Consider the following 26009-nt stretch of genomic DNA (forward strand, 5'->3'; position numbering starts at 1 on the left):
TTTGGGCTCAGTCGTATAGGAGGCCGGATACTATTCTGTTTTCTCACCATGATCATTTTCCTTTCCCGAATACAAGTAAAGCCATTGGCTGACTTCACGCTTAGACACCGAACTAGATTTAAGTGCCGCCTCCAGATCGCGTTTCCATGCTTCCGAACCAACAGCATCAATCTTTCGTTCCAGATCAGGCTTCGTCTTACCTATCAATGTCCGAGCTGTGGTCTTAAGCGCTCTACAGATATCCCCGATATTCTTACTTTTGCTATCATCCAGTAAATATGCGAGCAAGCGCTGCTCCTTCTTATTGAGTCTATATGGTCCTGCGAGAGTAACCGCAACCTCTTCACAGGTCATTTCCATATCGTTAAGCTCTGCTGCTATCTCCACTAGAATCACCCTTTCGGCATAATAAAAAAGCCGCCCAATAATGAGCGACTTTTGCTGGTATATGTACGTTTTTCAGAGAAAAAATAACGATTAAAGCAAAATTCTAACGCTTTTTAAAGAATGGCGTCCGCTAAGCGTCCGCAGCAAATGCGCTTCGCTCTTTGCTTAAAATCTTTATCTCCATTGTTACAGAGGAGAACAACACCATTTTACTTATCCTGATAAATCGAAGTCAAAGCCGCTACAACCGATCACAGACAATACACTCCCGGAAATCTCAACTAGTCTCCTATTTACTCACTCATTCGATAATAGCGGGGGCAGGGATTTGAACCCCGGCTTCGGCCCGTTTCTTGCTGGCGTTGCGTCCAGACACCCCACATAATTAATTCCGCCTATACTTCGCCTTAAGTTCAGCCATCATTACACCGACCTCTGCCTGTTCCCTTTCAATTCTCTCCTTAAGCAGTGAACGTTTATGAGGATCCTTCAACCCTTTCAATCGATCCCTTAACTGATTAATGGAACGTTGTTTTTCACGAACTTCAGTATTTGTATAAAATGAAGGATATTCTGTAAGGCAATAAGGACAAGCAAAATAAGTTTCCTCAACTGAATCCTCAAGACGGCGTTGGTGATTCTTTATATGAAATCCGCCTTTACAGTTATCACATTGAACTAGCATCTCTTTCATAGTAACCCCTCCTATTGTAATAATTTGTTTGCACTTCTGATAAGGATATTATATACCAACACTTACTCAGGTGGTCGGCAACCTCCACGATCCATACTTTAACTGCTGTGGTCACAGTTCTAGGGGACAAGGGAATTCAAGTACGGAGTAAATAGAAAAGCGAGAAGAGGTACGCCCCGGTTAATGCTACATTTCTGTAGCCGTGCGTGTCACTCTCGCCTGATTTCCACATTACCAATATAGCACGGTAGAATACTCATGTGGTGTTCAGAAAACCCCGTTATTCCGCCATGTTTTCCTCAGTTTCTCTTCAAAATTTCATCGAAGAATCCCATCTGTACTAGGGAGTTTGCTATCATCTTAGTTCCCCTCTCAATGTAACGATCCACGGTGCTGCCTGATGCGTAAGTAAACAGGATCGTATTGCTACGGTTATGTCCTTCAATGAAGCGAGCTTTAATCACCTTCTTTATTCCCTGGTGCGGGATTAGATTGTATGCCCGGAAGATCATGAACGTATAAACGCGATACCGCTCATACATCCACTTCTGCTTTTCAGTCAGGATCACAGCATTGGCTGTTTTGTCGGCATGCAGCTCGTCCGCACTTAGCCTACGGGCAACCTCTCCATCAACCGCGACCTGAGCCATTTCTGATTGGAATCCGTTAAAATCCTCAATAAACAAAATCATGTCCCTATATCGTTCGAGATAGAACTCGGTTTCTTCGATTTCTTTGTCTGATGCTTTAGCGAACAGTTCCCCTTGCTCGTATGCCATCGCCATTCCCCTCATTCCCCTTTATGTTATAATGTCAAGAGGAATGCTTTTCATTTTAGGACCCCCGCCCCGGCCAAGGATATGGGGGTCTTTGTTTGCTTATCAAGCATATCTTCCATTTCGCGGTATCTTACCATCTTCATCAAGAACGACATTACTAAGTATGATTGCTGAAGACTCCGGAACGCCTATGCCACTGTATTCTCCGCTGTTGATGCGGAATCCAACCTTGTCTCGAACTGCTCGGAATGACGCTCCTGAGACTATAGTGCCACGCGCTGTAGTTAGTGTATCTGTAGTTTTTATGATCATCCTCTTCTCCCCCTTATACCTCTACTTCTGTAAAGCATTCTTCCCGGTACAGCACACCTTCGATTAATAACCATCCCGGCTTATATCGTGTTGCTTGATAGGAAGCGCCTATCAATAGATCGTAGTTATTATGCCATTTGAAATAAGTGACCTTCATGTCTCTGCCCCCTTATAAGTTCATCCAGCCCTGCGGCCTCCGCTGTCGCTATGTAATGCGGTCGAATCGGAGGCCTAACGGCCGTTATAAGTTCAGTACTGCCAATAAAGCAGCCTTACAGATGGCCTCGGGTGCCGTTTTAGCTTGTACTGACCACTGATCTCCAGTTATTCCGACCCATATGCGGCAGTCATATTCCTTGCCCCATCCAGCAGCCTTCATCACGGTATACTGTTTGAATTTCTCCAGCACTTCCCATGCTGCGGATATGTCTTCACCAAACCGTGGGCAGTCAAGCCAAGCCTTTTCCTCTGAATTTCTCCATTCGGCATTACGCCAGGTTCCCTTCATCGGCTTCCAAGCTTCTTTCCCGAACCATCCTATCAGCAGGCTAAGCTCAGGAAAGTTTTCCTTACCGATAACTTTGGCTTTGAATACATGCTCTGCAACCACTGGACCAAGTTCAATCGGCTCCATCGCCAGTATCTCTTCCCTTGTGAGTGTCATTGGTTCGATTCCTCCTCTTTCAGCCAATCTTTGCATTTTGCGTTACCATGATAGGGCGGGTAATCCGGTAATATAAGTTTGTCGTGAGCAGCACACCCTAGAGTAGTTTCGCTGACCTTTAGTAGATTTCCGCAGTTTTTGCATACCCCGCATTCGTGCGACTTTGCTACTCTGTCTAACAGTCCACCCGGCTTAATTGTCATGTTTATTCACCTGTATCTGACTCTCTGTCGAAGCACGGTATGCACCAAATGAATCCAGTATTATCCCGTTCATACTCCGATTCATCTGCATCACTCAGGTCCTTCTTACAGAAGCAACATTGTTTATAGATCAACACCGTTCCCTTTCCATCACAACCTGTACAAACTTGCTGCGGCTCATAACCATTCGGTCCATAAGGAACGTTAAATCCGTCACCAGCACAACCAGGACATTCCATTTCAATTTTCATCTCTTATCACCGTCTTTGTAGGTAATGACAACCTTATCGCCTTGGATTTCTACACTCACCAACTCGGAATCTGTATCGATCCCGTTTTCATCCAAAAATAATGGGACCGGGATAATCACTTGCTGCTTTGTAAAGTTAAGTTTCATTGGTTATCCCCTCCCTCAACCTTCAAATGTTGGTTTACGTTGTCCCGGAAGAACCTGTACCCCTGCTTGCTCATAATCACCACATGGATTGAGTCCTGTTCAAATGACCCGAAGTTGCGGCGGATATATCGGATGATCTGCCGGCGGATGAACCGTTTAATCATGGCTGCCCTCCTTGGGTGCTGGGGTATCTGGGTAAAGGGTGGTCATGATTTCTGATACGCCCATAATCGCTTTCCACGCAAGCCACGTTTCGTAACTCTCATAGGCAGATGGACGATCATTGTAGAATTTACCGAAGAAATATGAGTTTGCTTCTTGGTATGACCATTCTTCATGACCTTCTGGCAAGTTGTAGTTCATGATAATGCTGCCAAGTGAATTACCTGCCACCAAACATCTACCGATTGCCCGTTTAATCTCTTGTTCCCGTGCCTCTGCTGCGTCTGCGCGGTCTTCTGTTGCTGTCAGTTCATCATTGAGACCTCCCAATAAGCTACGAAGTCTTAGCAATTCTCTACCACGTCCCGACACGATCTCTTGAAGTTCTTTAGCTTCTTGGAGCCAGTAAAGCATCGGTTCTGTCCAAGCAGGAAATGCATCGTGCTTAATTGTGCCCTGAACCAAGTCCATATCCTTTTGCCAGTCCCTTTGTGTCATTGGGCTTCCTCCCCTGCTGCTTCAAATCCACCACAAGACGTTAAGTCATCTTCTAAATAATCTGTCTTAGGAGGATCTCCTTCCCATACTGGAAAATAAGGTCTCGTTGTACAGCAACGCTTTCCATCTTTCGTGTAAAAGAACCTGCAATCTTCGCACTTATCGACATGAGCGTCAGGACCTTCATTGTAGATTTCAGCGCAAGCTTGGCTGTCAGGAAATACAAACATGCAAGAGCTGCCGCTTACCGAACATGTAGAACCGTTAAATGCTGAACATGCCACGTTATATCCTCCTTGTGGGAGAGGAGGGCTATTAACCCTCTCTGTCCCTGTATCTTCAAACTGTTCAGCATAATTGCGTCTGAATGCATTTGAGCCTTTCTTTAGCGATGTATATATACTCCGTTTCCTTTTCAATCCCAACAAAGTTCCTATTCAGCGCTGCTGCAGCTACGGCAGTTGTTCCACTTCCGATACAATTGTCCAGAATCAGGTCGCCTTCGTTTGTATAGGTGCGGATCAAGTATTCAAACAGCGCAACCGGCTTTTGTGTCGGGTGGTACCGTTCGTTGTCTCGTGGGAAGTGTAGGACATCGACCGGGTACCGATCTGTCTGCCCGCCGCCCTCGGTGCCGATAATTGTCTTACCGTAATTGCTGCCGTCGCTTGAATGCTTCTTGTATTTATTGACTGGCTTATGCCCATGTGTCTTCTGGGCGTTATAAGTCGGTAGATTCTTGTAAAAGACGAGAATGTTTTCATGGGCCTTCAATGGCATTTTGTTGGCATTCAGGAATCCGGTACCGTTGCTCTTAATCCATATCCATTCATACCGGAGCAGCCGCAAATTGCTGGCTCCAAGCACTTTATCAAATGGTGTCTGAGCAGTAAGGACAATCGCGCCGCCATCCTTAATCAGCCGTTCATACTGCTGCCATAGCTGATCAAGAGGAATTATTGAATCCCATCCGTTTTCTGTGGTACCGTAGGGCAAATCACACAGGATCATGTCGAAACTCTTATCTGGAAAGCTTGGCATGATCTCCAAGCAGTCACCGTGAATGATTTGATTCTTCACTTCGGTACCTCCTATCTGGTGAACCGTATGCGTCTACTCTGCCTTTGGGAGAGGAGGGATACTCCTACTCCCTTAATGATCTGAATGATCTCTTACGGCTCGCGCCTATTCGGTCGTTACGGGGGCCTGTCGGCCATCAGAATAACGTTAGTTGTTCTACTGGCGGTTCGAACTCTTTCGCCCAGCCCATATTAACCCAATGCTTAAATATCGTTTTTCGATACCCCTTATATACTGGTTCACCTTTTTTGTAGTCAGATCCAGGTATATCTTTTGCCCATATCCATTCCGTTTTAGCTTCTACCATTTCAGGAGAAGAATTGATATGGACTCTTCCCGACTTGCTATTTGGAATGAAAGGTTCGAATTCAAACATCTCCGTACCTCCTTCGTCATTTGCGCGTCAGCGCCATCGTATCGACCGAATCAGCTAAGGCCGTATCAGCCTTTCGCCCCCTGTAGCGTGATATATGCCGCCTCTGCCCTCTCTCGGGGGCTGGCGGTGAGCAATCCAGCGATTCTGTCAGATGATGCAGCAACGTAACCGCCATACACAGCGTCCATTAAATTCAGCAGATATCCTTCATGATCTACCTCTATAGCCTTTGTCTGTACCTCTAGAGAGGCAGCAGGGTCAGTGCAGTAATTTGGCACGAATCTGTTCTTGGGATAATCCATTAACTCCGCAAGAGCAAGGTTCAAATCTCTGTCGCTCATTTCCTGCACCATTGTCACGACTTACGCGCCTCCCTGCTGATTTCTGCCAATGACGGCCATATCTCATTTTTTATACTTTCCACTACATCAAATATCTGATGTGTCGTTAGTCCTTTTTCAGCCAAAGCGACCATTCCAGCGACAATTACCTGATGATCGAAATTCTTGATGTCAAAGCGTTGTTTATCAGGTACCTGTGTCATGGCTGCACCTCTTCTGCGGTCTTATCTGCACAAGACTTCCGGCAGACGTAGTCTTCTGCTCTTGCTTCTGTCTCTGCTGGGACTTCATAAGGCTGGCCGCAGCCATAGCAGATAACGGTCTTTGTTTGGTATTTGGGTGTCTGTGTCATGGCTGTGTCTCCCCTTCCTCAAGTACCGATTCTATGTTTGCTACTCCATCCAATAAATCTGCCCACGGACATAACATCGTGTCATAATCCTTGTAACGCGCCTCTCCTACGGATAAAGCATCTTCCATTGTGCTTCTCGCGGATTCCAGCGCCTCCCGTTGCCGGGCTATGGTCTGCTGTGCCTCTGCTTCTTTTTCTCCCCAATAATCTGTTCTTTCACGTTCAAGCTTTAGTTGTTGTTGTGACTCTTCTAACCTGCCTTCAAGTCTAGTTGTAATGTCCAATGACTCTTTAAGCATCCATTCGCGCTCATTCAATTTGCTCTGTGACTCTTCTAGAGCAGCCAGCACATCATCTATGATTGTGTCAGTATCTACAGATAGTGGTATTGCCCCAGGACTAGAAGCCTGAAATAACACTCTGTCACCCGTATTCATAATTACTTCTGATCCGTCCAGTAAGTTAACTCTTATCTCACGTTCTTGATCACTCATACTGGTTATGCCTCCCTATGGTATAATTTTGAAAATGACATCGAGGTGATTTAATGAATCGTAAGATACTTATTTGGCTTGGCATTCTGACAGCTGTTCTATTAGTCCTGTTTTTCATTGGAATTAACTATATGTTTTACTACTCTGCAAGTTAGAGGGACGTTAACCCTCACCATCTAGTTTTTTATGCATTGCCTAGCATGCTTTACCACTCCCTTTTGGACAGTGGAATCCTGTTAAGCTGGTTCTTTTTCTTGATAAATGCTGCTTGCATTATCTGAAAGCTTTCCGGGAACGCCTTGCCTGCTTTCACCAGTTCCAACCTCATTGCGTCCAGTTCAGGCATTGTGTTGCAATCCTTTATCTTCTTTAAAAGATCTTCCATCGTTTATCTCAGCTCCCTACCATCTACCGATTTTTGATAAATCTTTCATAAATCGCTCTTCGTCCATTCCTACTCCTGCTAAGTGCTGGATATAGATGTGGCTGCGGAGCAAGAAAGTTCCTTTCAGACCAGGGACAGAACCAGAGTGGTAAAAATACTGTGTGCAGTCTTCTTTGAGATAGAAACCCATCCCGCAATGAACTTTAAAACAATCGCGAAGGTGTGAGATGAAATTTGTCCATTCTTTTTCAGCAAAAGACATGCTACCGTTTTTGTACCAGTCCAGCGCTCCCCAGTTCGTGTTATCATCTGGATCAGCTGTTCGCATGTTTTCACCATGCTTCTTTTCAAGATGTTGTTCGTATGTCAAAAGCGCTTCGTGATATATGTGTCCGTGGTAAAAAGGCTCTTGAACAGTTGGGTTATAGATTGACTTGTTCACTTTGATCAACGCTCCTTTAAATTGTTGGCTTCCTTCTCAGTCAACCATTCGCAATATGATTTGCAGTCCTCTATCGTTTTGAAAAATACGTTGTAATATTGTTCTGTAATGTTTTCGAAGCTCTCACCAGACCAGATGAACTTTGCAACACCAGAAACTCCTAAGGAGTCTAATTCCATTCCATCTGCTCTATCGATTGAGTAAGATTTATACCAAGCTATAAATTCCCCGTTCCTAATTGCAAATGAAGAGCAGATATTTGTAGTTGGTTTGAAAAAGATAATGTTGTTTTTGCATGCGCAATCCTCTTCCATTTCCTTTCCTGACGGAGATAGAAAGGGGATACGTCTCTTGTCATTGCACTTATCACATTTTGGACCGCTTTTCCGATCCCGACTTGGGTTAAACAACTCCGCATTAAAATCACCCATTAGTTCTAGTAATCGTTCACGGCGAACCTCATTTTTGAGGTTGCGCTTCTGCATATCCAATTCAACAACCTTTTGGTTGTAGTCCCTTTTGATTGTTTCAAAAGCCCGTTTTACCTCTTGTAGCTCGGCATTCTCCTTCCGCAGCCGCTCGACTTCCGCTTTATGCTCATCCCTGACAGCGTTCATCAGAGATTCTTTCAATTGATCTATTTGTTCTTCAAATTCGCTAGGCTCATTATAAAAATCGTTATCGTAATAGCTCATCTTGGATACACCTCCTTGATTTTTTTTGTAAAACATCCTCCAATCTAAATAATCATGGACTTACTCCAAAACCCTTTAGTGTCGGTGTTAGCTGCTTTATTACGTTTCATCAAGAACTCATAATGTCTAGAACCGTACTTCTTCATCTGATCATTTCGATTCTGAATGATATCAGCGATCAGCTTATCGAAGTCATCTGTGCAGTAAAAATACCGGAGATACCGATCAAGCTCAACATAACTGCGATCGATATTCTTTAGTAAGTTGAAACGATTGGATACGTTACGTTTGCCCATGTGATCACTGATTCTGACGCTATTCGCTGCTCCGTAATCGAACTTGAGATAAACACTGTTAGTGGTGTAAGCATCGTATCTCTGAACGGTAATACCTCGTGCCTTAACAGCCCGTGTGATCCGGTCTGCCAACTTCCGTATCGATTCATCTTTTGAATGTGATTTGCCCATGGGTTTGCACCACCTTCAGTTCTGCTAGTTCCGCCGAGTATTGATAAAATGCTAATGCATCCCAGTTGTCGAGTGCTAGGTCAATTTGTTCTTGCAGCTGCTCAATCCGATAATTACGCACAGCTGTCTCCCAAACCACTTCGATATAAGAATTCAAGGCCAGTGCATAGAGTCCAATGAAGAACACGCTGTGGTCACCTCCTTGTAAGAGAAGAAGCAGCTATTAAGCTGCTCCTCCGCTACTTTTCATTTTCTTTGCTGCTAGCTTCCGGTATATGCTATACCGCGATGAAAGCTGCCCACTCGTCATACCATTCTCATTAGCGATTTCCCGCCAAACCTTATTTTCCTTAAGTCGTTTCTCCAGCAGGTCGGGGAATGGTACAGGTTGACCGTTATACTCCACTTCAGCAAAGATCGGACGTTCTGCGAGAATGAAGGCGTCAAGCTGTTCCTTGTCGACATCATCAGCCTCATCTTGGTCAGATGATGGTTGTCCTTCACTACCTACAGGATCGCCTGCCGGCTGGCCCCTATCTGATTCCCAATCAGGCGTGAATCCATTACCTTCTTCGTTTTGAATGGATCCGTCTACTTCTTCAATGACTATGTCTCCCGACTCACCTTCAGCAGAGCCGCCATCCTCAGTGACTGGAGCAGCTTCTGCTCCTGCGGAAGGAGCTACACCCTGGGACTGCATCCACTCATGCCAAGCTGCTGCGGAAGGAGCTACACGCTTGCGATATTCATCAATCTTCTCGACGATCTTTCCACTACTGATTCCGAGCTCAGAAGCAATCTTCATGTATGTCTCACCACTGGCCAAGCGGAGGGAGAAGGCGACAAAGTCATAATCCAAATCCTCATATGTTGGAGCCAGACCAGACTGGATAAATTCTTCAATTACGGATAGGTCAATTTCTGCCGGCTGTTGTTTGATCTCTATCTTCTCAGTGGGTAGGCCCAAATCCATTGATAGTTGTTCTCCTTCTGGCTTAACCTCGGAGACAATACCGTTGTCCACCTTATAGGTTCTGATAGGCTTCTCTGTCCGGGCATTGATTTCAATGTTGTAATTCACAACCGTTGAATCAAAGGACGCTGTAACCTTATCTCCAATCATTTCATGCAGCCATTCAATCTTTCCGCGAAGTTCTTCTCCTGAAACGCAAAGCAAGATGTTCACATCACCGTCTGCCTTCAGATCTACCTTTTTAACAAGCCCCTTGAAATCAAGATATCCCATGATTACGCAACTCCCTTAATATGTTTTTGGTGGTAAGCCCAGCAAAGCGCCAGAGCATCGGAAGGATCGAACAGTCGTTGCTGAACGTCACCCTTCTTGTATTTGCCCTTAGGATCATTTGTTTTGTAGAGAACAGGTACGGCCAATTCGTCATAATCCAGGTTAAACAGCATCTGCATTTCGACAGCTACGGTCTCCTTGTCCGCGTTCCCTTTACCGGTCTGCATCTTCAGTTCAGTTGGACGGATATGAGCAATTTTAATTCCAAGATGTAGAGCAGCCAGAGTGACCATGGAGAATGCTCCGACCAAGGCCAGAACACTGTTTGCATTTTTGAAGTGAACCGGACGCTCCAGGATAACCAAATCCGGTTGCTCCTGTTCAATCATTCGGAAGGTATCTTGATAAATGGCGTCCAACACATCCGGCATAGCGATCTTACTGAAATCCCGCAATCCTAAATCAATTGACTTGCCGTTCTCCATCGTTGCCCAGCCTGCGTAATTTGTGCCGTGGTCAATACCCAGAATCTTCATTATCAGTTCCTCCCCTCTCTGCGCGGCTTCATTGCAGTGTCCAGTACATACACCGTACCGATGACATGCCCACGTTTATCAAATACAGCGAAGTAATACTTCTGCTGGAATAAAGGATCAATAGGTCTATCAGGAATCAACTGACCTCACCTCGCTTCCCCATTACTGTTTCAAACTCAGCAATACCCTCGTCAATTTCTGACGAACCCAGCTCAACGAATTCAGAAAGTAGTATGTTACGATCAGGCACCAATCCAGTATGAGTGTACTGAGTAACCATGTAGTGATACACGTGCCAATAGTTCCAGGCACCCATCACACTGCCCTCCTGATCGTCCGTAGTTTACTAGAGTACCGATTTATCAGTACTAACTGAGCGTGTGTATCCCGCTCTACTAGCCAATTCTCAGCAATCAATCCTGCTTCCTTGATCTCCTGCTTTTGTCGGCGTGTTGGTCGTTTCCCCTGCTTCATCCCAATTTCCCCTTTACTGCGCCCACTTGCGCTTATCAATGTTTTTCGGTGCTTCAGTTTCAGTGTTGTGAGCCCTGTCATAGTTGACGAATTTGTTGAACTGTTTTAGGAATATTAACTCAGCCGTACCCAGTGGACCATTCCGCTGTTTGGCAATGATGATCTCGATGATGTTCTTCTTCTCAGTTTGCTGGTCATAGTAGTCATCCCGATACAAGAAGGCTACGATGTCAGCGTCCTGTTCGATTGATCCAGATTCTCGCAGGTCTGAAAGCATTGGTCTTTTATCCTGGCGCTGCTCTACACCGCGGCTAAGCTGAGATAGTGCAACCACTGGAACATCAAGCTCCCGGGCGATCTGCTTCAGCGTCCGGGATATCTCAGACACTTCTTGCTGTCGATTCTCATTTCGCTTGCCGGCACCAGAGATCAACTGAAGGTAATCGATCAAAATTAAGCCTAGTCCCTCCTGCTTTTTCAGCCTGCGGCATTTGTTTCGGATCTCATGGACGGTCAGCGACGGCGAATCATCGATAAAAATATCACTATTGCCTAATATACCGATCGCCTCCGCGCCCTTCCTCCAATCGTCTTCAGCGAAGTCCGCTGTCCGCATATGGTTAGCGTCTAAGTTCGCTTCCGCACAAATCATCCGTTGTACTAACTGTGGCGCCGACATCTCTAAGCTGAATATTGCAACGGTCTCCTTTGATCTCACTGCTACGTTTTGAGCGACATTCAGAGCAAAAGCTGTCTTCCCGACGGAAGGCCGAGCTGCTACTATGATCAGATCGCTTTTCTGAAAACCAGCAGTTAGACGGTCAAGATCTACGAATCCTGAAGGAATACCGCTAACGCCGTTCTCGGCCTTATTGGTGGCTCGATGCTCCATATCCTCGTAGACCGCAACAGCTACCTCGCCAATCCTCTTGAACTCTTGTTTTGGTGCAGCTTGATCAGACAAGCGTGAAGCATTCACCTGTGCTGATGCCAGTACTTGAGCTGGATCTTCACTCTCGGATGCCATCTGCGCTTGTTCAAGACCCGTTCGAATCAATTCGCGGAGAAGGTGCTTCTCTTTAAGAATTCCGATGTAATAGTCCACGTTAGCTGCGGTAGGAACACCCCTGGCAATATTAGATAAATAACTAACACCGCCAATCCCTTCAAGTTGCCCGTTGTCCTGAATCCTAGAAGTCAGAGTAACCAAATCGATCGGCTGACCTTCCTCGGCGATCTGTTCCATAGCTTCGAAAATGAATCGATGCTGCGGGTTATAAAATGCATCAATCGGCATTTCCAGCATGGCTTCAAGAGCATCGCCTTCCTTGTCGATTAGCACTGCGCCCAATACAGCAGCTTCAGCTTCTGGATTATGTGGCATTTTAATGCTGGACATTAAGTCTTGCATAAATTTCCTCCTTCAGCCCGATCGGAGGAGGTACTGCTTCTAGTCTCGATGCGTCCATTTCATGCATCAGCTCCTCTGTCTGTCTTCGCATCCGCTCTCGTTCCAATTGCTCTCCCAATCTTCCACGTATCTGTGAGATTTTCGGGGGAAAGTCACTGGTCATGAAGTGCTTCCGAAAGTTTGACACAGCCACCTCGTATGGAATGTCCTTTAGAACATCGAGATCCTCCTCCACTGCTTGTAGGCTGGCATCAAAGTTGCTATAACGCTTCTTGATTGTCTTGTACAGCTTAGCGACTTCCAGCTTGTTCACGAAGCTCCTCCTCCTTGATGAATTCTTCTAAGTCGTCAATTTCCTGTTGCTGCTTGCTCTTCGGACGCTCTCTTGAGGCTCCCAGGGCGACTGTTCCCTGTTGTGAAGATACAGGGGGAGTTAGGTACCGCTCAAGAAATGAGGACAATTCATCCCAACAGCCAAAAATCACGGTTTTGCAATATGAGAACGTCCGGATCTTATCCGAAGGTCTCCTCCGTTTGGCTTTCTTACGGGCAATTGCCAGATCGATGAAAAAGTATACGAGATCCAGCGGCATGGCCTCGTTCGCAATCTCACGAACATGTTCCCAATCGGAAGGTACGGGACTTATTAGCCCGTTACGTTGCATGTAATACTGCTCGATTTGAAGGACACGTTGCTCGACTGTCGGTTTATCAAGATCTATTTGGCCTGTGGAGACGGCACCCACAGCGGCGGTCAGCACCCCGGATCTTGAACTCAACTCTTTTTGATCATCTTCTTCCAAGCCATTAATCCATCTATCAATCAATATCTTTGTAATATCTTTATTAGATCGGACATTTTTGTCCTGGAGATCGGACATTTTTGTCTGATCACTAGAGGTAGAGATCGGACATTTTTGTCCTTTCTCCCCCTCAGATCGGACATTTTTGTCTGATCTCTCAATAGCCCATTTTTTCGAGTTATGAACGTTGATAATAAGTCCGTAAGGAGCGCGAGTGACCTTTATGTAACCGTGGCTTTCTAAAGTATTCAACCAACGGCTCACGGTCTTCTCAGTGGCCCCGAATGGTTCCGCAAGCTCTGAAAGCTTCCATGGCTTATTCCCGTGAACGATGCCCCAAACAGTTCCGTCCCGTTCCTTCTCGGAAGTGGTGGAGCTGACGCACCATAGGAAAAGCCATATCGCGCTGCCTATTTTCTTGTAGTGTTCTGGCTCCAACAATCCGGAGTACATGGGAAACGGGTAACTGCCATCGGGCATTAAATCATCCCCTAAAAATCATTCATTTCAATCTCTATCATCCTGCAAATAAACTATCGGGTACTTCACCCTCTTGACTGTGAAGCCGGGATAACCAAGAGCAAAAAATGCTTTGGTCTCTCTTTTAAACTCTTCTTGATCTACTTTCATTAGCTTCCAGATCCGTTCGCCCATCATACTTTGCATCATAGGCTTGTCGTTGATCATCGGTCAGCCACCCTGACAAGTGCTCCGGTAGTCTCTTGAATCTCCTGTTTGAATCGCTCTGCATCACTATTACCGTCAGATAGATGCAGTAACCAAATCTCCTCAACATTCCGGGTATCATTGGCTTTCAAGAATTCTTTCACATTCTCAAGCGAGAAGTGAGAGCGCAGTAGCCGCTTCTTTTGTGAAGGATGCAATCTCCCTGCTGACACCCGCTCATTGACGATATCTCGGGAATAATTGCATTCCACCATGATGTGAGTAAGGTCTTTGAAGCGATGTCGGCAATAGTAAGTATCAGTCAGGAAGACTAGTTTATCTCCCTCTGGATTGGCTAGCAGGAAGCCTAGCGGCTCCTCCACATCATGCTGAATATCAAACGGTAGAATTGTCCAAGTACCTATTGTGAACTGTTCTAACGCCTTTATGACCTTCAGACGATGTCCTGACAACCCTCTTGCAGTTGCCGTACCTGCGCTGGTGTAAATGTTTATACCTGCTCGCATGATGTCAGGAGCAGCCTTGCTATGATCCAGATGTTCATGTGTGATAAGGCATCCGGCAATGTCTGACATTCGGAAGTTAAGCGCCCGCTGTATCGACTTATAAGGAAAACCGGCTTCCAGCAGAAGTACGGTATGCCCGTCAGATATTCGGTAGGCGTTACCGGCGCTGCTGGAGCCGAGGCACTGGATGTCGATCATTAGAATTGCATCTCTTGTTCAAGAGGAGGGACATCATCAGCAAAGCCTTGAGGGTCATCAACAGGTTGCTTTGTACTTGGTGTCGGATGTTGTTTAGCTGGCAGTGAAGCAACACCCGGCTTGATATCAATAACTTCTCTGTTCGCATGCTCTGCGATCTCTGCTCTAACTTCTTCGTTAGTAACATCAACACGCTCGTCATACTCGGTTTCTGTCGAGCGATTAATAGCATCGACCAGTAGGTCGCTGTCGTCACTGGTGTTGATGTAAGCCTTGGCCGCACGGTTGATGACAGTCCGCTTTGCCATCTCTTGTGGGAATTTTTTATGGACGGATTGACTTGTTTTACTCTGACTCCACGATGCGTCAACTTCCTTTTTCGTCATAACGGTAAGGATTTCTTCATCTTCGAGCGTTTTTACCACAGCGTAGACTCCTAAGATTTCATTATCCCTATTTTCAAAATTCGTTTCGTGTTTGACCAATTTTTCGCGTCCGCCAGCAACTTCGTACTCAAACAAATCACCCTTGTAAATCACATTTGCCCAAATATCTTTGACGTTGGACAAACGTTTAAGAACGGCTTGTGTTCCAAAATAGGAGCGATTAAGCTGAAGCTTGCTGCCGTACACAATGAAATAGCATTGTGTCTTAGCCGGACTTAATCCTTGCACAACCATATCCAACAGTGCATTTGCGACAGATTCCCGCGAGCACACCTCCAGCGCAGGCTTGCCATTCTTATCCTGTACCTCCTGGAGTTTGAAGAAGGCGCTTTTTAGCGCATTGCTCGCATTGTAATTCGTTGGCAAGATCAACCCGTCATCCTGCAACCGTGTAAGGCTCCGATTAACATCATCAGTGATGTCCTTTTGAATAATCGCCACCTGATTACCTGTACTCAATTAAATCGCCTCCTGTGTAGCTGCCGTCTCAATACGCAGCTTCTTGTCTACTTCACTTACTACAAGCCGAATGACCTGGGCATCTGTATCAATCAGCCTCGTCACTGCCTCGGCATTATCCACGAAGATAGGAGCCGAGAATCCGTAATGCTCACCCAGCGTATTAATGATGTCTAGACCGACATTGATACGAGCCGCATTGTTGAGTCCACCATCATAAGGAACTCCCTTATAAAGGGTGTCGCATACTTCCTTGATCCCGCCGTTGATTTGTTCTTCAAAGAGTCGAAAACGTGCTAGCTTGAATTTGCTGTTGATCTTGGCATCCAGCATGCTGACCTTAGTTTTGGTGAACTCTTCGCAGAGGAACAGTTCATGCTGCAGTCGTTCGTATTCAGCGGCTAGCTCCCGTTCCTGGTCCTCCAGCTCCGCAACACGCTGCTGTGCACGGCGGACACCATCGAACTTAGCAAGGTCACTCTCCATCCCAGCAATTTCAGAACGTTGAAAGAGAAGGCTTTTCCGAACAGTTGCTGCAGCATCGTCAGAAGAAGATTTAAGCTCCCTGATCTGCTGTTGTACTTCGGCAGCTTCAGCCTGCTTCTTGGCATATTCAGGATCGGTCGTTGGGTCCTTGACACCCATTCGCAGTTCATTCAACTCATTATCAGCACCAGTCAACTCTGTCTGGAGAACTTGAAGTGTACTATTTAGAGTCTCTATTTCTACTTGGAGTCTGGCTGTATCTTCCTCAAACTTCTGAGCATCAGCAACGGCCGCTTTACCAGATGCATTAATGCGTTCTTTACGCTCTGCAAGTTTACGGTTAAAGTCAGCCTCAGCCTTATCGTGCGCAGCCTTGACCTGATCTTCAGGTAAGGACTGTCCGCAGACTGAGCAGTGAGCATCGTGACCTTCCGGGTGTTCGAAGACAAAGCCTTTAAGTTCAGCGAACTCTGTCCGCAGCCGTTCCGCTTCTTGCCTACGATTCACTGTTGAACGTTCATTCTGCTGGATACGCTGCTGTTTATCCTCGATCTCACGACGATACCGATTGACCTCAATGTGAATCCGGTTCACTTCATCTCGCTTGAGTGCAAGTTTATCCAGTACATCTGAATGCATTCGGCTCTTGATGTCTATCAGTTCACTTTCAATCTCACGAAGCCGCTTTTCCTTAACCGCTACCTCACCACCTGAAAGAATCCGAGAAAGCTCGGCATCCCCTGATTCCACCCGATTACGTAGGATCGCGATATCTTCCTTAAGGAGCTCTTCATCATCCAGTTCCGCAACATCCGGCATTTGACGCTGTACTTCACTAATCCGCACCGGAAGCTCCTTGATCTCCTTGTTAATCACAGTGCAACGAGAAGAAATAACCTTTTTATGTGACTCAAGGTTACGATCTCCAAGGATACCTGGTAATGAAGCAAGCTCCTTGTTACCATGAATGACCTCGGCGTCCGTAAGATCACCGCATACTTCCAGTAACGTCTTCCGACGGTCTTCCTTCTTAAGTTGTTCATTGAAGTAAGAAGGTGAGGTCAGGAGCTTGAATAAATCCTCTTTAATGATGGAATCCACTTCGGCGGTGTACTCTCCCTTTTTCACAGGAACACCATCTAGGAAGTAAGTTGTGGTATGACCAGTAAACTCATCGGTTACGGAACCACGCTTCTTGGTCCAGTCCTCCTTGAAGACCCTTCGAAAGGTACGACGTCGACCATCGATGATGAATACTCCCTCGACCTCATGCTCCAACTTGTGTTGTAGAACTTTACCAGCTCCATCTAAGCCTTTAATCTCAAAATCAGCTTTATTCTGGCTGTCCTTACCGAATAAGAGCCACACAAAGCCGTCGAACATAGTGGTCTTTCCAGTAGCATTGTCACCATATACATCAGCGTCCCCGCCATTAGCGGCGAGGACAAGATTCTTTATTCCTTTGAAATTATTGAGCGTCAAGCGCTCCAGAACGATACGCTTCAAGCGATTCCCTCCTCGATTGCCATATTGCATTCGGCAGTTAGAATTAATTGTTGATCAGGTACTTCCGTGTAACGGATACTTTCCAGATAAGTGTGGATAGCATATTCGACTTCGGCCAGTTGATCTGGATCAGCATGTAGCTGAACGGTTCCGGTTTGCTGCCGGATGGATAGTACCAGTGGTGCGTAGTGCGTTGGCGGTACAATTTCAACTTCGATATTCTGCCCACTGATATGCGCAGAAAAGGCTGTTGACATTCCATTCCCTCCCTCTTGTGATGTTTAGCCTTTATCGTGTAAGATAAGGGCAGTGATAAAGAAATAACGCTATTCAGTTTTCAAAGAGCAAGGCGGCCCGTGCGAGGGGTCGCTTTTTTTCATTTGATGCGTCAGCCGCATCTCCCAACACCAAACCGGAGGAAGGTTAATTCTAAGGTTCGATGCTGGGAGACAGAGGCCAAAGCCACTGCTCATATAGCTTTTTCTCTACGTTTCAACTCCACATCGAACGCTATCTTGATAGTGGGAGTGAGAAGTCGGTTCGTAATTTCAGAAATCAAATCCCAATTATGTGTTGCCTTCTCGTTTTGCTTAACAGCCTGGTTGTAACGGTGAGGATCAGTGAATCGATCTGAATATGCTACTTGCGTCCAGTCCACAGCTTCGAACCATCGCTGTCTGTAATGGAGATAAGATGATACCAAGGCTTCGGCGAACTCCTGCAATTCCTGCTCAGTCACGCGGCATCCCCCTTGCCTTTACTGCGTTCATCGCGTAAAATTGACGCAACGAGATACTTTAGACGAGTTCTCAACGAGGTCCGCCCTGCCAGGCGGGCTTTTTTCATTTGCACCTTTGCTGCTGCCAGATCCTTCTGATGCAGAGCGATCATCATTTCAAGCCATTTAATGTTGCTTGCTAACTTTACGGGATCAATAACTTCAGCCTGTTGTTTTACTAACTTCAAATTATGTGTAGCGTTTTTGGCTACGAAGCGAGCGTCTCTTTCTAAATCCTCAAGCGTCATTTCAAACCCTCATTTCATATATTGTTTGGCCTTAAGTTCTGCACGGTGTTCCTTCCATACACCCCGCCAGCTGAACCCATACTCCTGGCACAACGCCATAATGTGATGTGTGAATGCCGTTATTGCTTCGATACTCTCCATGATAGCTGCCTTGACTGCCTCTCTGTCGGCTTCAGTCATTTGATCATTTCGCTTCATGATTGGTGCGAGCCTCATTGCCGCAAGGGCCTCTTCGCCTTCTTCAAGTGACTTGTAGTGTGTAGCCGCTTTATGTAGGTCAGCGCCGTCCAGATAAGGGACACTGACACCGCCGGTAACTTCTTCGGCAGCAGCAATATAAAGCCGGGGATCATCGAAGGCCGTAGCTGCCTGCCGCATCAAATGGTTTGTTGCTGGTCTTTTTCCTGTCTCAACCTTCGCAATGGATGAGCGATCCACCAGAACTTGCTCTGCAAATTCCTCTTGTGTCATCCCCTGCTGTTTTCGATAATCTTGGAGCACATCTCCTATGGACAATTTTCTCATCTCCCTCTGTCCGTTATAATCAGGGTAGCCGGACAAAATGGGACTTATAGAGGTCTGAATCGGACAAAATGGCACGTAATCTGCGTAGATATGTGACACACCGACGATGTATTATTGAGTTAAGCAATTCCCCTTGCCGCATTCCCTGCCCGCCGCTGCCGATACAGCTCGGCGGGTTTTCTTTATCCGAATGCACGTCTACGCCTTGCTTTAAAATCTTCACCAGCATTCTGATCGATCCATTCGGTATGTTTATCGATCCACTGTAGTAACAATCCTGTTGGTATCCGAGGATTACCAAACTCACGGTTCACTGGGAAGTCTGGACGTCTCATTACCTCGGTAGCCGTAGGTCTACTAATGTCTAGAAGAGCCATGAATTGCTTAATACTAAGTACTGGCGGGAGTGAAGTCGGGACTTGCACGGCGTGTGCTTCGATTGCCTTAGATACTACTTTTTCAAGTAGGCGTTCTAGGTCGTCGCTATCCATCACGACTACGGACATTTAGATCACCTCCTTGTTAACATTCGCTTTACGAGCGTTATCATTAAAAAAAAGTTTGTCTGTACTCACTCCGAGCTTTTTCGAAAGTGATTGAGCTACTTTTAAAGAAGGGTCATATTCACCACGTTCTATATTAGCTAAGTAAGCTCTAGATATTCCAACGCCCGAAGCGAGTTCTTCCTGAGTCCAGCCTTTTCTTTTCCTTGCCTCAATAAGAATAACTCGTTTAAAGTTCAAATTTATCACCTCTTATGTGCTCGTTTATCGAACCTTATATACATAGTATATGTTCGCAATTCGATCTTGTCAACAGTTATTGTTCGTTTTATGAACGTTTATTTTACGAACATCCTAAGTTATTATTGAGACAGGTGGTGATGATGTGACTTTGTTTAAAGATCGATTAAAAGAACTCCGATTAGAAAGGGGTTTAACTCAAGAACAATTAGCTGAACAAATGGACATTCCAGCCTCTTCAATACGACGCTTGGAAGTCTCAGATTCGATTCCACGAAGAGAGAGACTATTATCTTTTAGTACGTTTTTTGGAGAATCGATTGATTATTTAATGGGAAACACAAATGAGCGGCAAAGAGATAAAAAAGAAGAGAATAAATTTACTCCTACAGAAGAAGAACTATCGAGGGAAAGAACAGAGTATGTAATAAGGGAGCTCGTTAAAAAGTACAATATTGACTTAACTAACCCCCAGGACATTGAAACACTTGAGGACATGATTAAAATTGTTCATCGCAACTCTCAGAAATGATTGTTTCCTCGAGCTTTTCGTGAATGAAGAAGTAAATCTCCTCAGGATCAAATGGAGACAACTGCATGACGTTTGACATTTTCTCTATAAACTCTTGATCCATAGTTTCACCTTCCAATTCTAGGAGGATTATTTATTCATATTAACATAGGAACTCATGTTCGTAAATGTTCCAAAAAAATAGTATATTAATAAGGTGGCAGTGCGATGGAACTTGTTCCCGTGCGCTGTCGCATTCCCGAGTTACTGATCAGGATTAAAAGAAACCAACCAGCGAACAATAAGATCAAGATTAACCAGCAGTGGCTTGCAGACAAAGTCGGAATCAGTAAACAGCAACTATCTGATTATATACATTTGCGAGCTGATAACATGACAATGAAGCGTGCTGCGTTAATTGCCTATCATTTAGATTGTTTGGTTGATGACCTGTTTGAATGGGAATGGCGATAGCTGAGTGGCGATGCCGCTCTTAAGGAACAAGTACCGATAAATCTGTACACTCTTACTTTCAATCACCTCCGTACTTGTGCAATCTCTTGCTTTATTAAATAGTTTAACAGATTATGCAGGAATATAATGTCGTAAAATGGCGAACGAAAGCGCCCCCTAAACACCATTGAAGGGGTTGACTTCTATGATTATATTTGCTTCATTACATACGCATGAGTCCCATCTTTGAATATAATCAACGACCCATTATTTTCAATCGACTCTATCCTTTCAATCCTAGATTCCTGAACTAACGCCGTCCTCCCAATCAATATAAATCCTTGATCTTTGTAAGCTTCAGCTGCTTCTGCAAGTAATTCGAGATCTTGATAAGAACCATCAGTAGTATGATATGCCAACGTAGAATTTGAATGTTTGGTTCGTTGCCATAAGTCTATGTAATTCACATCTTTGAGATCCACATCCATGCATTCAAGTTCGTCTGTCTTTTCTATTAGCAATTTCTTTAATCTTCTCTTCATGATGTCTCCCCTGTCGATTCTAGGTGTTTTATAATTTATGATACGCCAAAGGGATATACGATATCATTACATAAAATATTACATTCGATTAGAGGTAATTAAATGTCGCTGGATATGATTTTATGGCTCGACTACAAAGCCACGGAGAATCATTTTTTAGAGCAATTAAAATTAGTTGAAGACAAACCCTTCGAACTTCATTTTGTGTATAACAAATTCATCAAGCTCTATTCAATGCATCTCATCCAACCAGATGCAGCTAAAAAACTTATTTCTGTATGTTTAAAAGATATTGAACTCTTCCCCAAATTCAAAGAAGCATGGTTTGCTCGTAATCCGGACTATAATTTTATTCCAAACATTCCTTCATTTCAGAAACTCGCTATCTTCTATGAGAACAAGGGGCTTTTTTATGAAGCAATTGACATCTGCCATGTCGCCATTGAGTATGGGGCCGAAGATAAAACAAAGGGCGGTTATACAACGCGTATACTGCGATTGGAGAAGAAACTAGAGAAACAACTGAGAGAGAATTAAGCAAAGGAAAATTTATAAGGGGGATCACACATGGCTAGCGTCTTCAAAATACCCGCAAAAAACAAACAAGGCTACAAGTGGAAGTGTGTTATGGAGGGTCCTCCTGATCCAGTGACAGGCAAACGCCAACAGGTACCGAGAGTGCGCGATACCCAGAAGGAAGCCATTGCGGCAGCTCAGGCTGTTGTGGATCGTATGAAGGGTGGAACTGATACTAAGCGAGCAAAGAAAATGAAATTCAATGAGGCGGCTGAAGAATGGCTACAAGATTATTTAGTGACCAGTGGAGTTAAGGGTAAAACTATTGAAGCTCATGTGTCCGACATTAATTTGTTGAATAAATATTATGGCAACGCACTAATCGATAAAATAACACATAGCCAACATCAAAAGATGCTTAACAACATGTTTACTGAAGGATACGAGATAAACTCCATCTATCGATATCACTCAACTGCAAACTTAATTTTTAAATGGATCATAAAAGAAAACCTACGTGTAGATAACCCATGTCAAAACATTAAGATGCCTAAAAAACAACAGACAGTCTTAGAAGTAAAAAATAATGCCCTAGAAGAAAAATATCTGGAGAGAAATGAAATCGAAGAGTTTTTAGAAGTATTACAAAACCACGGTCTAGGTGATGACCTGGAGACATTTTACTTTTTGCTGTTTAGTGGAGTGCGTCCAGGAGAGTTTTGTGCACTAGAGTGGCCAGATTTTAATTTCGAAACACATGATGTTCATATATATAAAACACTACACTTCCCTCAAGGTGGTAACGGTGCTTATGAATTAACACCTCCAAAGACCGCTGGATCCGTTCGTACCTTTGATGTGGATGAGTTCATCGTAGAGATGTTTAAGAAGTTAAAGGCTAAACAGTCTGCTCGCCATAAAAGATACAAAGAGCTACATGATGATTTTGTAGAAACCCAATTTGTATTGACCAATAACAACGGAACACCATTTTCAAATTGGAAGTTAGTTAACCGGATGGCACGTCTAATGAAATTAACAAATATCAGGAAGCATGCAACACCTCATATCTTCCGTCATACACACATCACGATGTTAATTGAGGCAAGCATAGCATCTGGATCTCAGATTGATCTCAAAACGATTATGAAGCGTGTCGGTCACGATGATGCAAAAACAACACTAAAGATTTATACTCACGTGACGGAACGAATGATGCAGAGCAGTAGTGACAAGCTTAAAATTCACTTCCAGAACATATTAAATCACAAGGATCAGCAGGAAATGTGATTTTTCCGTGATTTTAGGATAAAAAATAGACTCACTATCCCTTTATAACACTGATATATCAAGGAATAATGAGTCTTATACAATTTATTATATTAATATATTGGGGCAAACCGCAAGCATGCGTGTCCTTTCGAAAAAAAATGGGCGATGATTATCAAGATTATTCCATAAATTCATCACAAATAAAAAGAACTCCTAACCGTTTGGCGTTGGAGTTCTTCTCATCGAAGATGGGTTAAATTTAGCGACAATTTCTCATCGTTGGAGGATTGCCAATTACACCTGGGTATTGGTAAGTAAGGGGCTCATCGAAGGTAGCATAATCAAAATAAATCATAAGTAAGACGGTGCGTTGGCCAGTCGCAGGGTCACTGATAATAATGTGGTCACGGCCTGCCGCTTCCAGCACACCCTTGTAAACTTTGGCATTCCAGTCTTTATTGTTCTCATAAGTAAAATAAAACGTACCTACTTTTCCTAAATTCAGGCGGAAAATATTCTCAATGTAGGATTGTTCGAACGTTTGTGGTGGATTCTGAACTACTACTCCCCCTGGAGTCATTGGACTGCCACTGCTTACTTGGGGTGGCATGCTGCCCATGCCTTGCATTCCTGATGACATCGGCATTCCGGAAGACATTGGCATACCTGAAGAAGAGACACTACCGATGGTATAAGTTACGGGGCGGTAAGGTTGAACGATCATTTACTGAAACCTCCTAAATGTTTATCAGAGCATAAGCTCCTTTGGACACTAATGAACATCACATTCGCACACAATTGAAATCACACTTACTTTCTGTGAGAATTACTCATTTTATTGAGTAATTCTCTTTGCACAGTTACCATGCTAATTGCCGATAAATACAGAAGGGCAATCTTCTCCGGTCGGAGTAAAGAAGCAATGGGCTTTGAAGCGGCCAGTGTTTTGTTGGTTATACCAGGTTGCAGGACAATCACCTGCGGGTCTGAAGAACCACAAAGCATTGGTAGCTGGCCAGGTTCTTTCACCAGCAATTACACGTTTGGCTAGACGGATATCTGCTTCTCTGGCTCGCTGGTAGAAGTAACCCTTCTGCGGCGCTTCGAAACCTCCAGGACTTTGATAGACCATATCATTCACATTCCGAATGTTATTAAAGTCTAAGCAATTGCCAAGAATCCGGTTGACGCCAACATTGCCGACCATGAGCATGCCGAGATCTCCATCTTCCTCAGCTTCCGCTCTCATCAACCGCGCCAGCACCCTCACATCTTCCGAGTTCGTTTTGATGACGGCCACGCTGTCTCCTCCTTGGGGTCACTTCTTGTAGCAACCTCGTTCTTAACTGCATGCTGTATAGTATGTGCATTCGCCTAAGAGGTGACAGTTCCCGCCTATTTTTTAGAGTAGGGATCTTTCCTTTTAACCACTCAACAAATCCCCCTTTATCGACACCCTAAGCTGCGTTTGTCCAGTTACATTTGCGCTACAGCACCTGAGTCGGGGTCGGCGTTAGCGTCAGTGCCAGCATTAGAGTCATCTTCGGTGTTAGCGTCGAATCGGTGCTGGCATCGGTGTCGGGGTTAGCAACAACGTCAATGTCAGCATTGATGTCCAGGTCAGCGTCGATGTCCAGGTCAGCCTTGGTTTCCTTGTAGCAATAGCTTCAACGTCAGCACCCGCTCAGAAGGCGCTATCGGTCACAGCTGACCTTATTCGCGATATTAATCCGCTTTTGGGATTCTATCGGACCCTAAAGCCCCTATTGGCCCACAAAGCACCGATTATAAGCCTCTTTCTAATGAATAGCTGCATTGGAGTCCGAAACTAGGCTCAAAAGACTAAAAATTTGCAAATAACGTCATCTGTGTCCGCAAGGTGAGAGGGTAATGAATATCTGACACCTAATAGATAATCGCACCTACTGTGGGCTTTGAGAGCTACAGGGTCAGTGAGCTTGAATGATATGAATGGTACACGCAAAACAGCGATCCATCATGAAAATGAGGATCGCTGTTTTGATTTAATACAAATGACTACTCCGCAGTTGAGTATTGTGGCTGTCGTTGGAAGCCATGATATCGGGTTCCTTGATAAGTAAGCATTCCTCTATCGCCTTCTGCACTCAAGCCATATTCATGGCCATCTACTTTAAATTCCATGCGACTACCGCCCTCCAGCTCGTACGTTAAATAGTAAGTCGTACTTGTACGAGTTGAGCCATTCTCTTCCTGAAGCTGCTGCTGTCGTACTTCAGTCCGTTTGCTAACGATATGTGCAGGGATTGTTAGTATAGGGGAGCCATTGTTCTTGCCCCATTGAAGCAAGCCCCTGCCTGCTGATATAGCAAGAATACCAATCATAACAACGATAAAGATCGGCATCACCGTTCCGGCAAAATCAAACATCCATGAAAGATCCGGGCCCATTCCCATGACAGTTTCCCCCTTCTTCCTCTTGTAATTCAGCCTAATTGCTGCGTTCTGGGTACTTCTGTACATGTATATGCCTCATCTAGTCCAGAAAGCATTAAATAAGTGAGACTAGATGCAAAAAAGACCACTTCGTTTTCTTAGAAATCAAGAATTCGAGTGGTCTCTATACAGAGTTTTCAGTTATTAAATTAAGCATGAACTAGGTCTAGCAATTTCTTAGTTTCGTCTGTCTGATCATCTAACATTCCATTTTCAGCCCAGCAAGCTCTGCATTGTTCTTCAGTTTCACAAAGATGAGCGTCATCACAGTTGTAGCAAAGTTGCAAAAGGTTTCTTGTCATATAATCTGTTTCGAATGTTTTCATTGTAATCTCTCCTATTCGATGTCTGAGTTTGTGAAAATTTGAACTTGTTTTCTATGTGTTAAATATATCACAGGATTCTTTAAATGTCATGTGATTTTTTTCACATTTATAAAGAAAATTTTAAATAAGTTTTT

General features: G+C 44.6%; 49 protein-coding genes. 4 read left to right on the top strand and 45 right to left on the bottom strand.

The annotated features are described in order from the left end of the window. Positions 1–30 precede the first annotated feature (30 nt). The 40 genes from MKZ09_RS18900 to MKZ09_RS19095 all read right to left on the bottom strand — a co-directional run bounded on the left by MKZ09_RS18900 (position 31) and on the right by MKZ09_RS19095 (position 19780). Complete coding sequence (locus MKZ09_RS18900; RefSeq protein WP_076200970.1) at positions 31–387, bottom strand: hypothetical protein; 357 nt, start codon at positions 385–387, stop codon at positions 31–33. Between the two features lie 385 nt (positions 388–772). After that, positions 773–1081, bottom strand: coding sequence for a PHD finger domain-containing protein (locus MKZ09_RS18905; RefSeq protein WP_081394132.1), 309 nt, complete (start codon positions 1079–1081; stop codon positions 773–775). A 299-nt stretch (positions 1082–1380) separates the two neighbouring features. Then, positions 1381–1866 carry a hypothetical protein gene (locus MKZ09_RS18910; protein ID WP_076143509.1) on the bottom strand — a complete coding sequence of 162 codons (486 nt, stop codon included), beginning with the start codon at positions 1864–1866 and terminating at the stop codon, positions 1381–1383. A gap of 96 nt (positions 1867–1962) precedes the next feature. Beyond that, entirely contained in the window at positions 1963–2172 is a 210-nt protein-coding gene (locus MKZ09_RS18915; RefSeq protein ID WP_076200967.1) for a hypothetical protein, read from the bottom strand. Positions 2173–2185: 13 nt separating this feature from the next. Then, positions 2186–2329 carry a hypothetical protein gene (locus MKZ09_RS18920; RefSeq protein ID WP_179089012.1) on the bottom strand — a complete coding sequence of 48 codons (144 nt, stop codon included), beginning with the start codon at positions 2327–2329 and terminating at the stop codon, positions 2186–2188. Positions 2330–2413: 84 nt separating this feature from the next. Continuing rightward, positions 2414–2836, bottom strand: a complete 423-nt coding sequence (locus MKZ09_RS18925; protein ID WP_076143506.1) for a BC1872 family protein — start codon at positions 2834–2836, stop codon at positions 2414–2416. Positions 2837–3041: 205 nt separating this feature from the next. Then, positions 3042–3290, bottom strand: coding sequence for a hypothetical protein (locus tag MKZ09_RS18930; protein ID WP_076143502.1), 249 nt, complete (start codon positions 3288–3290; stop codon positions 3042–3044). Further along, positions 3287–3436 carry a hypothetical protein gene (locus MKZ09_RS18935; protein ID WP_179089011.1) on the bottom strand — a complete coding sequence of 50 codons (150 nt, stop codon included), beginning with the start codon at positions 3434–3436 and terminating at the stop codon, positions 3287–3289. The genes MKZ09_RS18930 and MKZ09_RS18935 overlap by 4 nt, the downstream gene beginning before the upstream one ends. Continuing rightward, positions 3433–3600 carry a hypothetical protein gene (locus MKZ09_RS18940; RefSeq protein ID WP_179089010.1) on the bottom strand — a complete coding sequence of 56 codons (168 nt, stop codon included), beginning with the start codon at positions 3598–3600 and terminating at the stop codon, positions 3433–3435. The genes MKZ09_RS18935 and MKZ09_RS18940 overlap by 4 nt, the downstream gene beginning before the upstream one ends. Further along, complete coding sequence (locus MKZ09_RS18945; RefSeq protein WP_076143500.1) at positions 3593–4096, bottom strand: hypothetical protein; 504 nt, start codon at positions 4094–4096, stop codon at positions 3593–3595. Before MKZ09_RS18945 ends, MKZ09_RS18940 begins: the two co-directional genes overlap by 8 nt. Beyond that, positions 4093–4380 carry a hypothetical protein gene (locus MKZ09_RS18950; protein ID WP_076200965.1) on the bottom strand — a complete coding sequence of 96 codons (288 nt, stop codon included), beginning with the start codon at positions 4378–4380 and terminating at the stop codon, positions 4093–4095. Before MKZ09_RS18950 ends, MKZ09_RS18945 begins: the two co-directional genes overlap by 4 nt. A 64-nt stretch (positions 4381–4444) precedes the next feature. Beyond that, positions 4445–5176: a DNA-methyltransferase gene (locus tag MKZ09_RS18955; RefSeq protein ID WP_256719126.1), complete on the bottom strand. Its 732-nt coding sequence runs from the start codon at positions 5174–5176 to the stop codon at positions 4445–4447. Positions 5177–5312: 136 nt separating this feature from the next. Then, on the bottom strand, positions 5313–5552 hold the full coding sequence (locus MKZ09_RS18960) for a hypothetical protein (protein ID WP_076143498.1): 240 nt from the start codon (positions 5550–5552) through the stop codon (positions 5313–5315). A gap of 65 nt (positions 5553–5617) precedes the next feature. After that, positions 5618–5905, bottom strand: a complete 288-nt coding sequence (locus tag MKZ09_RS18965; RefSeq protein ID WP_076143710.1) for a hypothetical protein — start codon at positions 5903–5905, stop codon at positions 5618–5620. A 2-nt stretch (positions 5906–5907) separates the two neighbouring features. Then, positions 5908–6096: a hypothetical protein gene (locus MKZ09_RS18970; RefSeq protein WP_076143496.1), complete on the bottom strand. Its 189-nt coding sequence runs from the start codon at positions 6094–6096 to the stop codon at positions 5908–5910. Next, positions 6093–6245: a hypothetical protein gene (locus MKZ09_RS18975; RefSeq protein WP_179089009.1), complete on the bottom strand. Its 153-nt coding sequence runs from the start codon at positions 6243–6245 to the stop codon at positions 6093–6095. Before MKZ09_RS18975 ends, MKZ09_RS18970 begins: the two co-directional genes overlap by 4 nt. Further along, positions 6242–6739: a hypothetical protein gene (locus MKZ09_RS18980; RefSeq protein WP_076143495.1), complete on the bottom strand. Its 498-nt coding sequence runs from the start codon at positions 6737–6739 to the stop codon at positions 6242–6244. Before MKZ09_RS18980 ends, MKZ09_RS18975 begins: the two co-directional genes overlap by 4 nt. A 205-nt stretch (positions 6740–6944) precedes the next feature. Then, entirely contained in the window at positions 6945–7124 is a 180-nt protein-coding gene (locus tag MKZ09_RS18985) for a hypothetical protein (protein WP_076143493.1), read from the bottom strand. Positions 7125–7140: 16 nt separating this feature from the next. After that, a complete protein-coding gene (locus tag MKZ09_RS18990; RefSeq protein WP_076143491.1) occupies positions 7141–7566 on the bottom strand; it encodes a hypothetical protein in 426 nt (141 codons plus the stop codon). 5 nt (positions 7567–7571) lie between these two features. After that, positions 7572–8261 (bottom strand): rod shape-determining protein MreC, encoded by a 690-nt coding sequence (locus tag MKZ09_RS18995; RefSeq protein WP_076143489.1) that lies wholly within the window; start codon positions 8259–8261, stop codon positions 7572–7574. A 44-nt stretch (positions 8262–8305) separates the two neighbouring features. Continuing rightward, a complete protein-coding gene (locus MKZ09_RS19000; protein WP_076143487.1) occupies positions 8306–8728 on the bottom strand; it encodes a hypothetical protein in 423 nt (140 codons plus the stop codon). Then, entirely contained in the window at positions 8703–8915 is a 213-nt protein-coding gene (locus MKZ09_RS19005) for an IDEAL domain-containing protein (protein WP_076143486.1), read from the bottom strand. Before MKZ09_RS19005 ends, MKZ09_RS19000 begins: the two co-directional genes overlap by 26 nt. Before the next feature lie 36 nt (positions 8916–8951). Then, on the bottom strand, positions 8952–9974 hold the full coding sequence (locus MKZ09_RS19010; RefSeq protein WP_076143484.1) for a hypothetical protein: 1023 nt from the start codon (positions 9972–9974) through the stop codon (positions 8952–8954). 2 nt (positions 9975–9976) lie between these two features. Next, positions 9977–10510, bottom strand: coding sequence for a crossover junction endodeoxyribonuclease RuvC (locus MKZ09_RS19015; protein ID WP_076143482.1), 534 nt, complete (start codon positions 10508–10510; stop codon positions 9977–9979). Positions 10511–10512: 2 nt separating this feature from the next. Then, positions 10513–10650 (bottom strand): hypothetical protein, encoded by a 138-nt coding sequence (locus MKZ09_RS19020; protein WP_179089008.1) that lies wholly within the window; start codon positions 10648–10650, stop codon positions 10513–10515. Then, positions 10647–10829: a hypothetical protein gene (locus MKZ09_RS19025; protein ID WP_341041171.1), complete on the bottom strand. Its 183-nt coding sequence runs from the start codon at positions 10827–10829 to the stop codon at positions 10647–10649. Before MKZ09_RS19025 ends, MKZ09_RS19020 begins: the two co-directional genes overlap by 4 nt. Next, complete coding sequence (locus MKZ09_RS19030) at positions 10826–10984, bottom strand: DUF6906 family protein (RefSeq protein WP_179089007.1); 159 nt, start codon at positions 10982–10984, stop codon at positions 10826–10828. Before MKZ09_RS19030 ends, MKZ09_RS19025 begins: the two co-directional genes overlap by 4 nt. A 13-nt stretch (positions 10985–10997) precedes the next feature. Continuing rightward, positions 10998–12395 carry a replicative DNA helicase gene (dnaB, locus tag MKZ09_RS19035; protein ID WP_076200962.1) on the bottom strand — a complete coding sequence of 466 codons (1398 nt, stop codon included), beginning with the start codon at positions 12393–12395 and terminating at the stop codon, positions 10998–11000. Continuing rightward, on the bottom strand, positions 12370–12708 hold the full coding sequence (locus MKZ09_RS19040; protein WP_076200960.1) for a hypothetical protein: 339 nt from the start codon (positions 12706–12708) through the stop codon (positions 12370–12372). Before MKZ09_RS19040 ends, dnaB begins: the two co-directional genes overlap by 26 nt. Further along, positions 12686–13678, bottom strand: coding sequence for a helix-turn-helix transcriptional regulator (locus tag MKZ09_RS19045; RefSeq protein WP_076200958.1), 993 nt, complete (start codon positions 13676–13678; stop codon positions 12686–12688). The genes MKZ09_RS19040 and MKZ09_RS19045 overlap by 23 nt, the downstream gene beginning before the upstream one ends. Positions 13679–13705: 27 nt before the next feature. Further along, entirely contained in the window at positions 13706–13885 is a 180-nt protein-coding gene (locus MKZ09_RS19050; RefSeq protein ID WP_076200956.1) for a hypothetical protein, read from the bottom strand. Next, the gene (locus MKZ09_RS19055) at positions 13882–14589 is read right to left on the bottom strand and encodes an MBL fold metallo-hydrolase (protein WP_076200954.1); all 708 of its coding nucleotides are present in this window, start codon (positions 14587–14589) and stop codon (positions 13882–13884) included. The genes MKZ09_RS19050 and MKZ09_RS19055 overlap by 4 nt, the downstream gene beginning before the upstream one ends. Continuing rightward, complete coding sequence (locus MKZ09_RS19060; RefSeq protein ID WP_076200951.1) at positions 14589–15494, bottom strand: recombinase RecT; 906 nt, start codon at positions 15492–15494, stop codon at positions 14589–14591. Before MKZ09_RS19060 ends, MKZ09_RS19055 begins: the two co-directional genes overlap by 1 nt. Then, positions 15495–17486, bottom strand: a complete 1992-nt coding sequence (locus tag MKZ09_RS19065) for an AAA family ATPase (RefSeq protein ID WP_076200949.1) — start codon at positions 17484–17486, stop codon at positions 15495–15497. After that, positions 17483–17743 (bottom strand): hypothetical protein, encoded by a 261-nt coding sequence (locus MKZ09_RS19070; RefSeq protein ID WP_076200947.1) that lies wholly within the window; start codon positions 17741–17743, stop codon positions 17483–17485. Before MKZ09_RS19070 ends, MKZ09_RS19065 begins: the two co-directional genes overlap by 4 nt. Before the next feature lie 212 nt (positions 17744–17955). Beyond that, the gene (locus tag MKZ09_RS19075) at positions 17956–18225 is read right to left on the bottom strand and encodes a hypothetical protein (RefSeq protein ID WP_076200945.1); all 270 of its coding nucleotides are present in this window, start codon (positions 18223–18225) and stop codon (positions 17956–17958) included. Then, entirely contained in the window at positions 18222–18512 is a 291-nt protein-coding gene (locus MKZ09_RS19080; RefSeq protein ID WP_076200943.1) for a hypothetical protein, read from the bottom strand. The genes MKZ09_RS19075 and MKZ09_RS19080 overlap by 4 nt, the downstream gene beginning before the upstream one ends. Positions 18513–18521: 9 nt before the next feature. Then, complete coding sequence (locus MKZ09_RS19085; protein ID WP_081394131.1) at positions 18522–19028, bottom strand: helix-turn-helix domain-containing protein; 507 nt, start codon at positions 19026–19028, stop codon at positions 18522–18524. Between the two features lie 191 nt (positions 19029–19219). Further along, positions 19220–19543 carry a hypothetical protein gene (locus MKZ09_RS19090; RefSeq protein ID WP_076200939.1) on the bottom strand — a complete coding sequence of 108 codons (324 nt, stop codon included), beginning with the start codon at positions 19541–19543 and terminating at the stop codon, positions 19220–19222. Then, entirely contained in the window at positions 19544–19780 is a 237-nt protein-coding gene (locus MKZ09_RS19095; protein ID WP_076143460.1) for a helix-turn-helix transcriptional regulator, read from the bottom strand. Between the two features lie 145 nt (positions 19781–19925). Here MKZ09_RS19095 and MKZ09_RS19100 point away from each other — a divergent pair, with 145 nt between their 5' ends. Together MKZ09_RS19100 and MKZ09_RS19105 are read left to right on the top strand one after the other, a co-directional pair. Then, positions 19926–20312 (top strand): helix-turn-helix domain-containing protein, encoded by a 387-nt coding sequence (locus tag MKZ09_RS19100; RefSeq protein WP_076143458.1) that lies wholly within the window; start codon positions 19926–19928, stop codon positions 20310–20312. Positions 20313–20519: 207 nt separating this feature from the next. Beyond that, positions 20520–20765 carry a helix-turn-helix domain-containing protein gene (locus MKZ09_RS19105; RefSeq protein WP_076143456.1) on the top strand — a complete coding sequence of 82 codons (246 nt, stop codon included), beginning with the start codon at positions 20520–20522 and terminating at the stop codon, positions 20763–20765. A 188-nt stretch (positions 20766–20953) separates the two neighbouring features. Here the strand turns inward: MKZ09_RS19105 and MKZ09_RS19110 are convergent, their stop codons facing one another. Next, a complete protein-coding gene (locus MKZ09_RS19110) occupies positions 20954–21286 on the bottom strand; it encodes a LytTR family transcriptional regulator DNA-binding domain-containing protein (RefSeq protein WP_076143454.1) in 333 nt (110 codons plus the stop codon). A gap of 102 nt (positions 21287–21388) precedes the next feature. Here MKZ09_RS19110 and MKZ09_RS19115 point away from each other — a divergent pair, with 102 nt between their 5' ends. Both MKZ09_RS19115 and MKZ09_RS19120 read left to right on the top strand, forming a co-directional pair. Then, positions 21389–21823 (top strand): hypothetical protein, encoded by a 435-nt coding sequence (locus tag MKZ09_RS19115; RefSeq protein ID WP_076200937.1) that lies wholly within the window; start codon positions 21389–21391, stop codon positions 21821–21823. A gap of 30 nt (positions 21824–21853) precedes the next feature. Beyond that, the gene (locus MKZ09_RS19120; protein ID WP_076200935.1) at positions 21854–23092 is read left to right on the top strand and encodes a tyrosine-type recombinase/integrase; all 1239 of its coding nucleotides are present in this window, start codon (positions 21854–21856) and stop codon (positions 23090–23092) included. Positions 23093–23333: 241 nt separating this feature from the next. Here MKZ09_RS19120 and gerQ read toward each other — a convergent pair whose 3' ends face one another. The 4 genes from gerQ to MKZ09_RS19140 all read right to left on the bottom strand — a co-directional run bounded on the left by gerQ (position 23334) and on the right by MKZ09_RS19140 (position 25875). Then, positions 23334–23798, bottom strand: a complete 465-nt coding sequence (gerQ, locus tag MKZ09_RS19125) for a spore coat protein GerQ (RefSeq protein WP_036687556.1) — start codon at positions 23796–23798, stop codon at positions 23334–23336. A 144-nt stretch (positions 23799–23942) separates the two neighbouring features. After that, positions 23943–24374 carry a cell wall hydrolase gene (locus tag MKZ09_RS19130; protein WP_076133704.1) on the bottom strand — a complete coding sequence of 144 codons (432 nt, stop codon included), beginning with the start codon at positions 24372–24374 and terminating at the stop codon, positions 23943–23945. 737 nt (positions 24375–25111) lie between these two features. Continuing rightward, positions 25112–25504 carry a DUF2500 domain-containing protein gene (locus MKZ09_RS19135; protein WP_076201361.1) on the bottom strand — a complete coding sequence of 131 codons (393 nt, stop codon included), beginning with the start codon at positions 25502–25504 and terminating at the stop codon, positions 25112–25114. 194 nt (positions 25505–25698) lie between these two features. Further along, positions 25699–25875, bottom strand: a complete 177-nt coding sequence (locus MKZ09_RS19140) for a hypothetical protein (RefSeq protein WP_169744776.1) — start codon at positions 25873–25875, stop codon at positions 25699–25701. Positions 25876–26009 lie beyond the last annotated feature (134 nt).

Origin of the sequence: Paenibacillus sp. FSL R5-0908, from assembly GCF_038006245.1 — a bacterium.
Lineage (GTDB): Bacteria > Bacillota > Bacilli > Paenibacillales > Paenibacillaceae > Paenibacillus_AQ > Paenibacillus_AQ odorifer.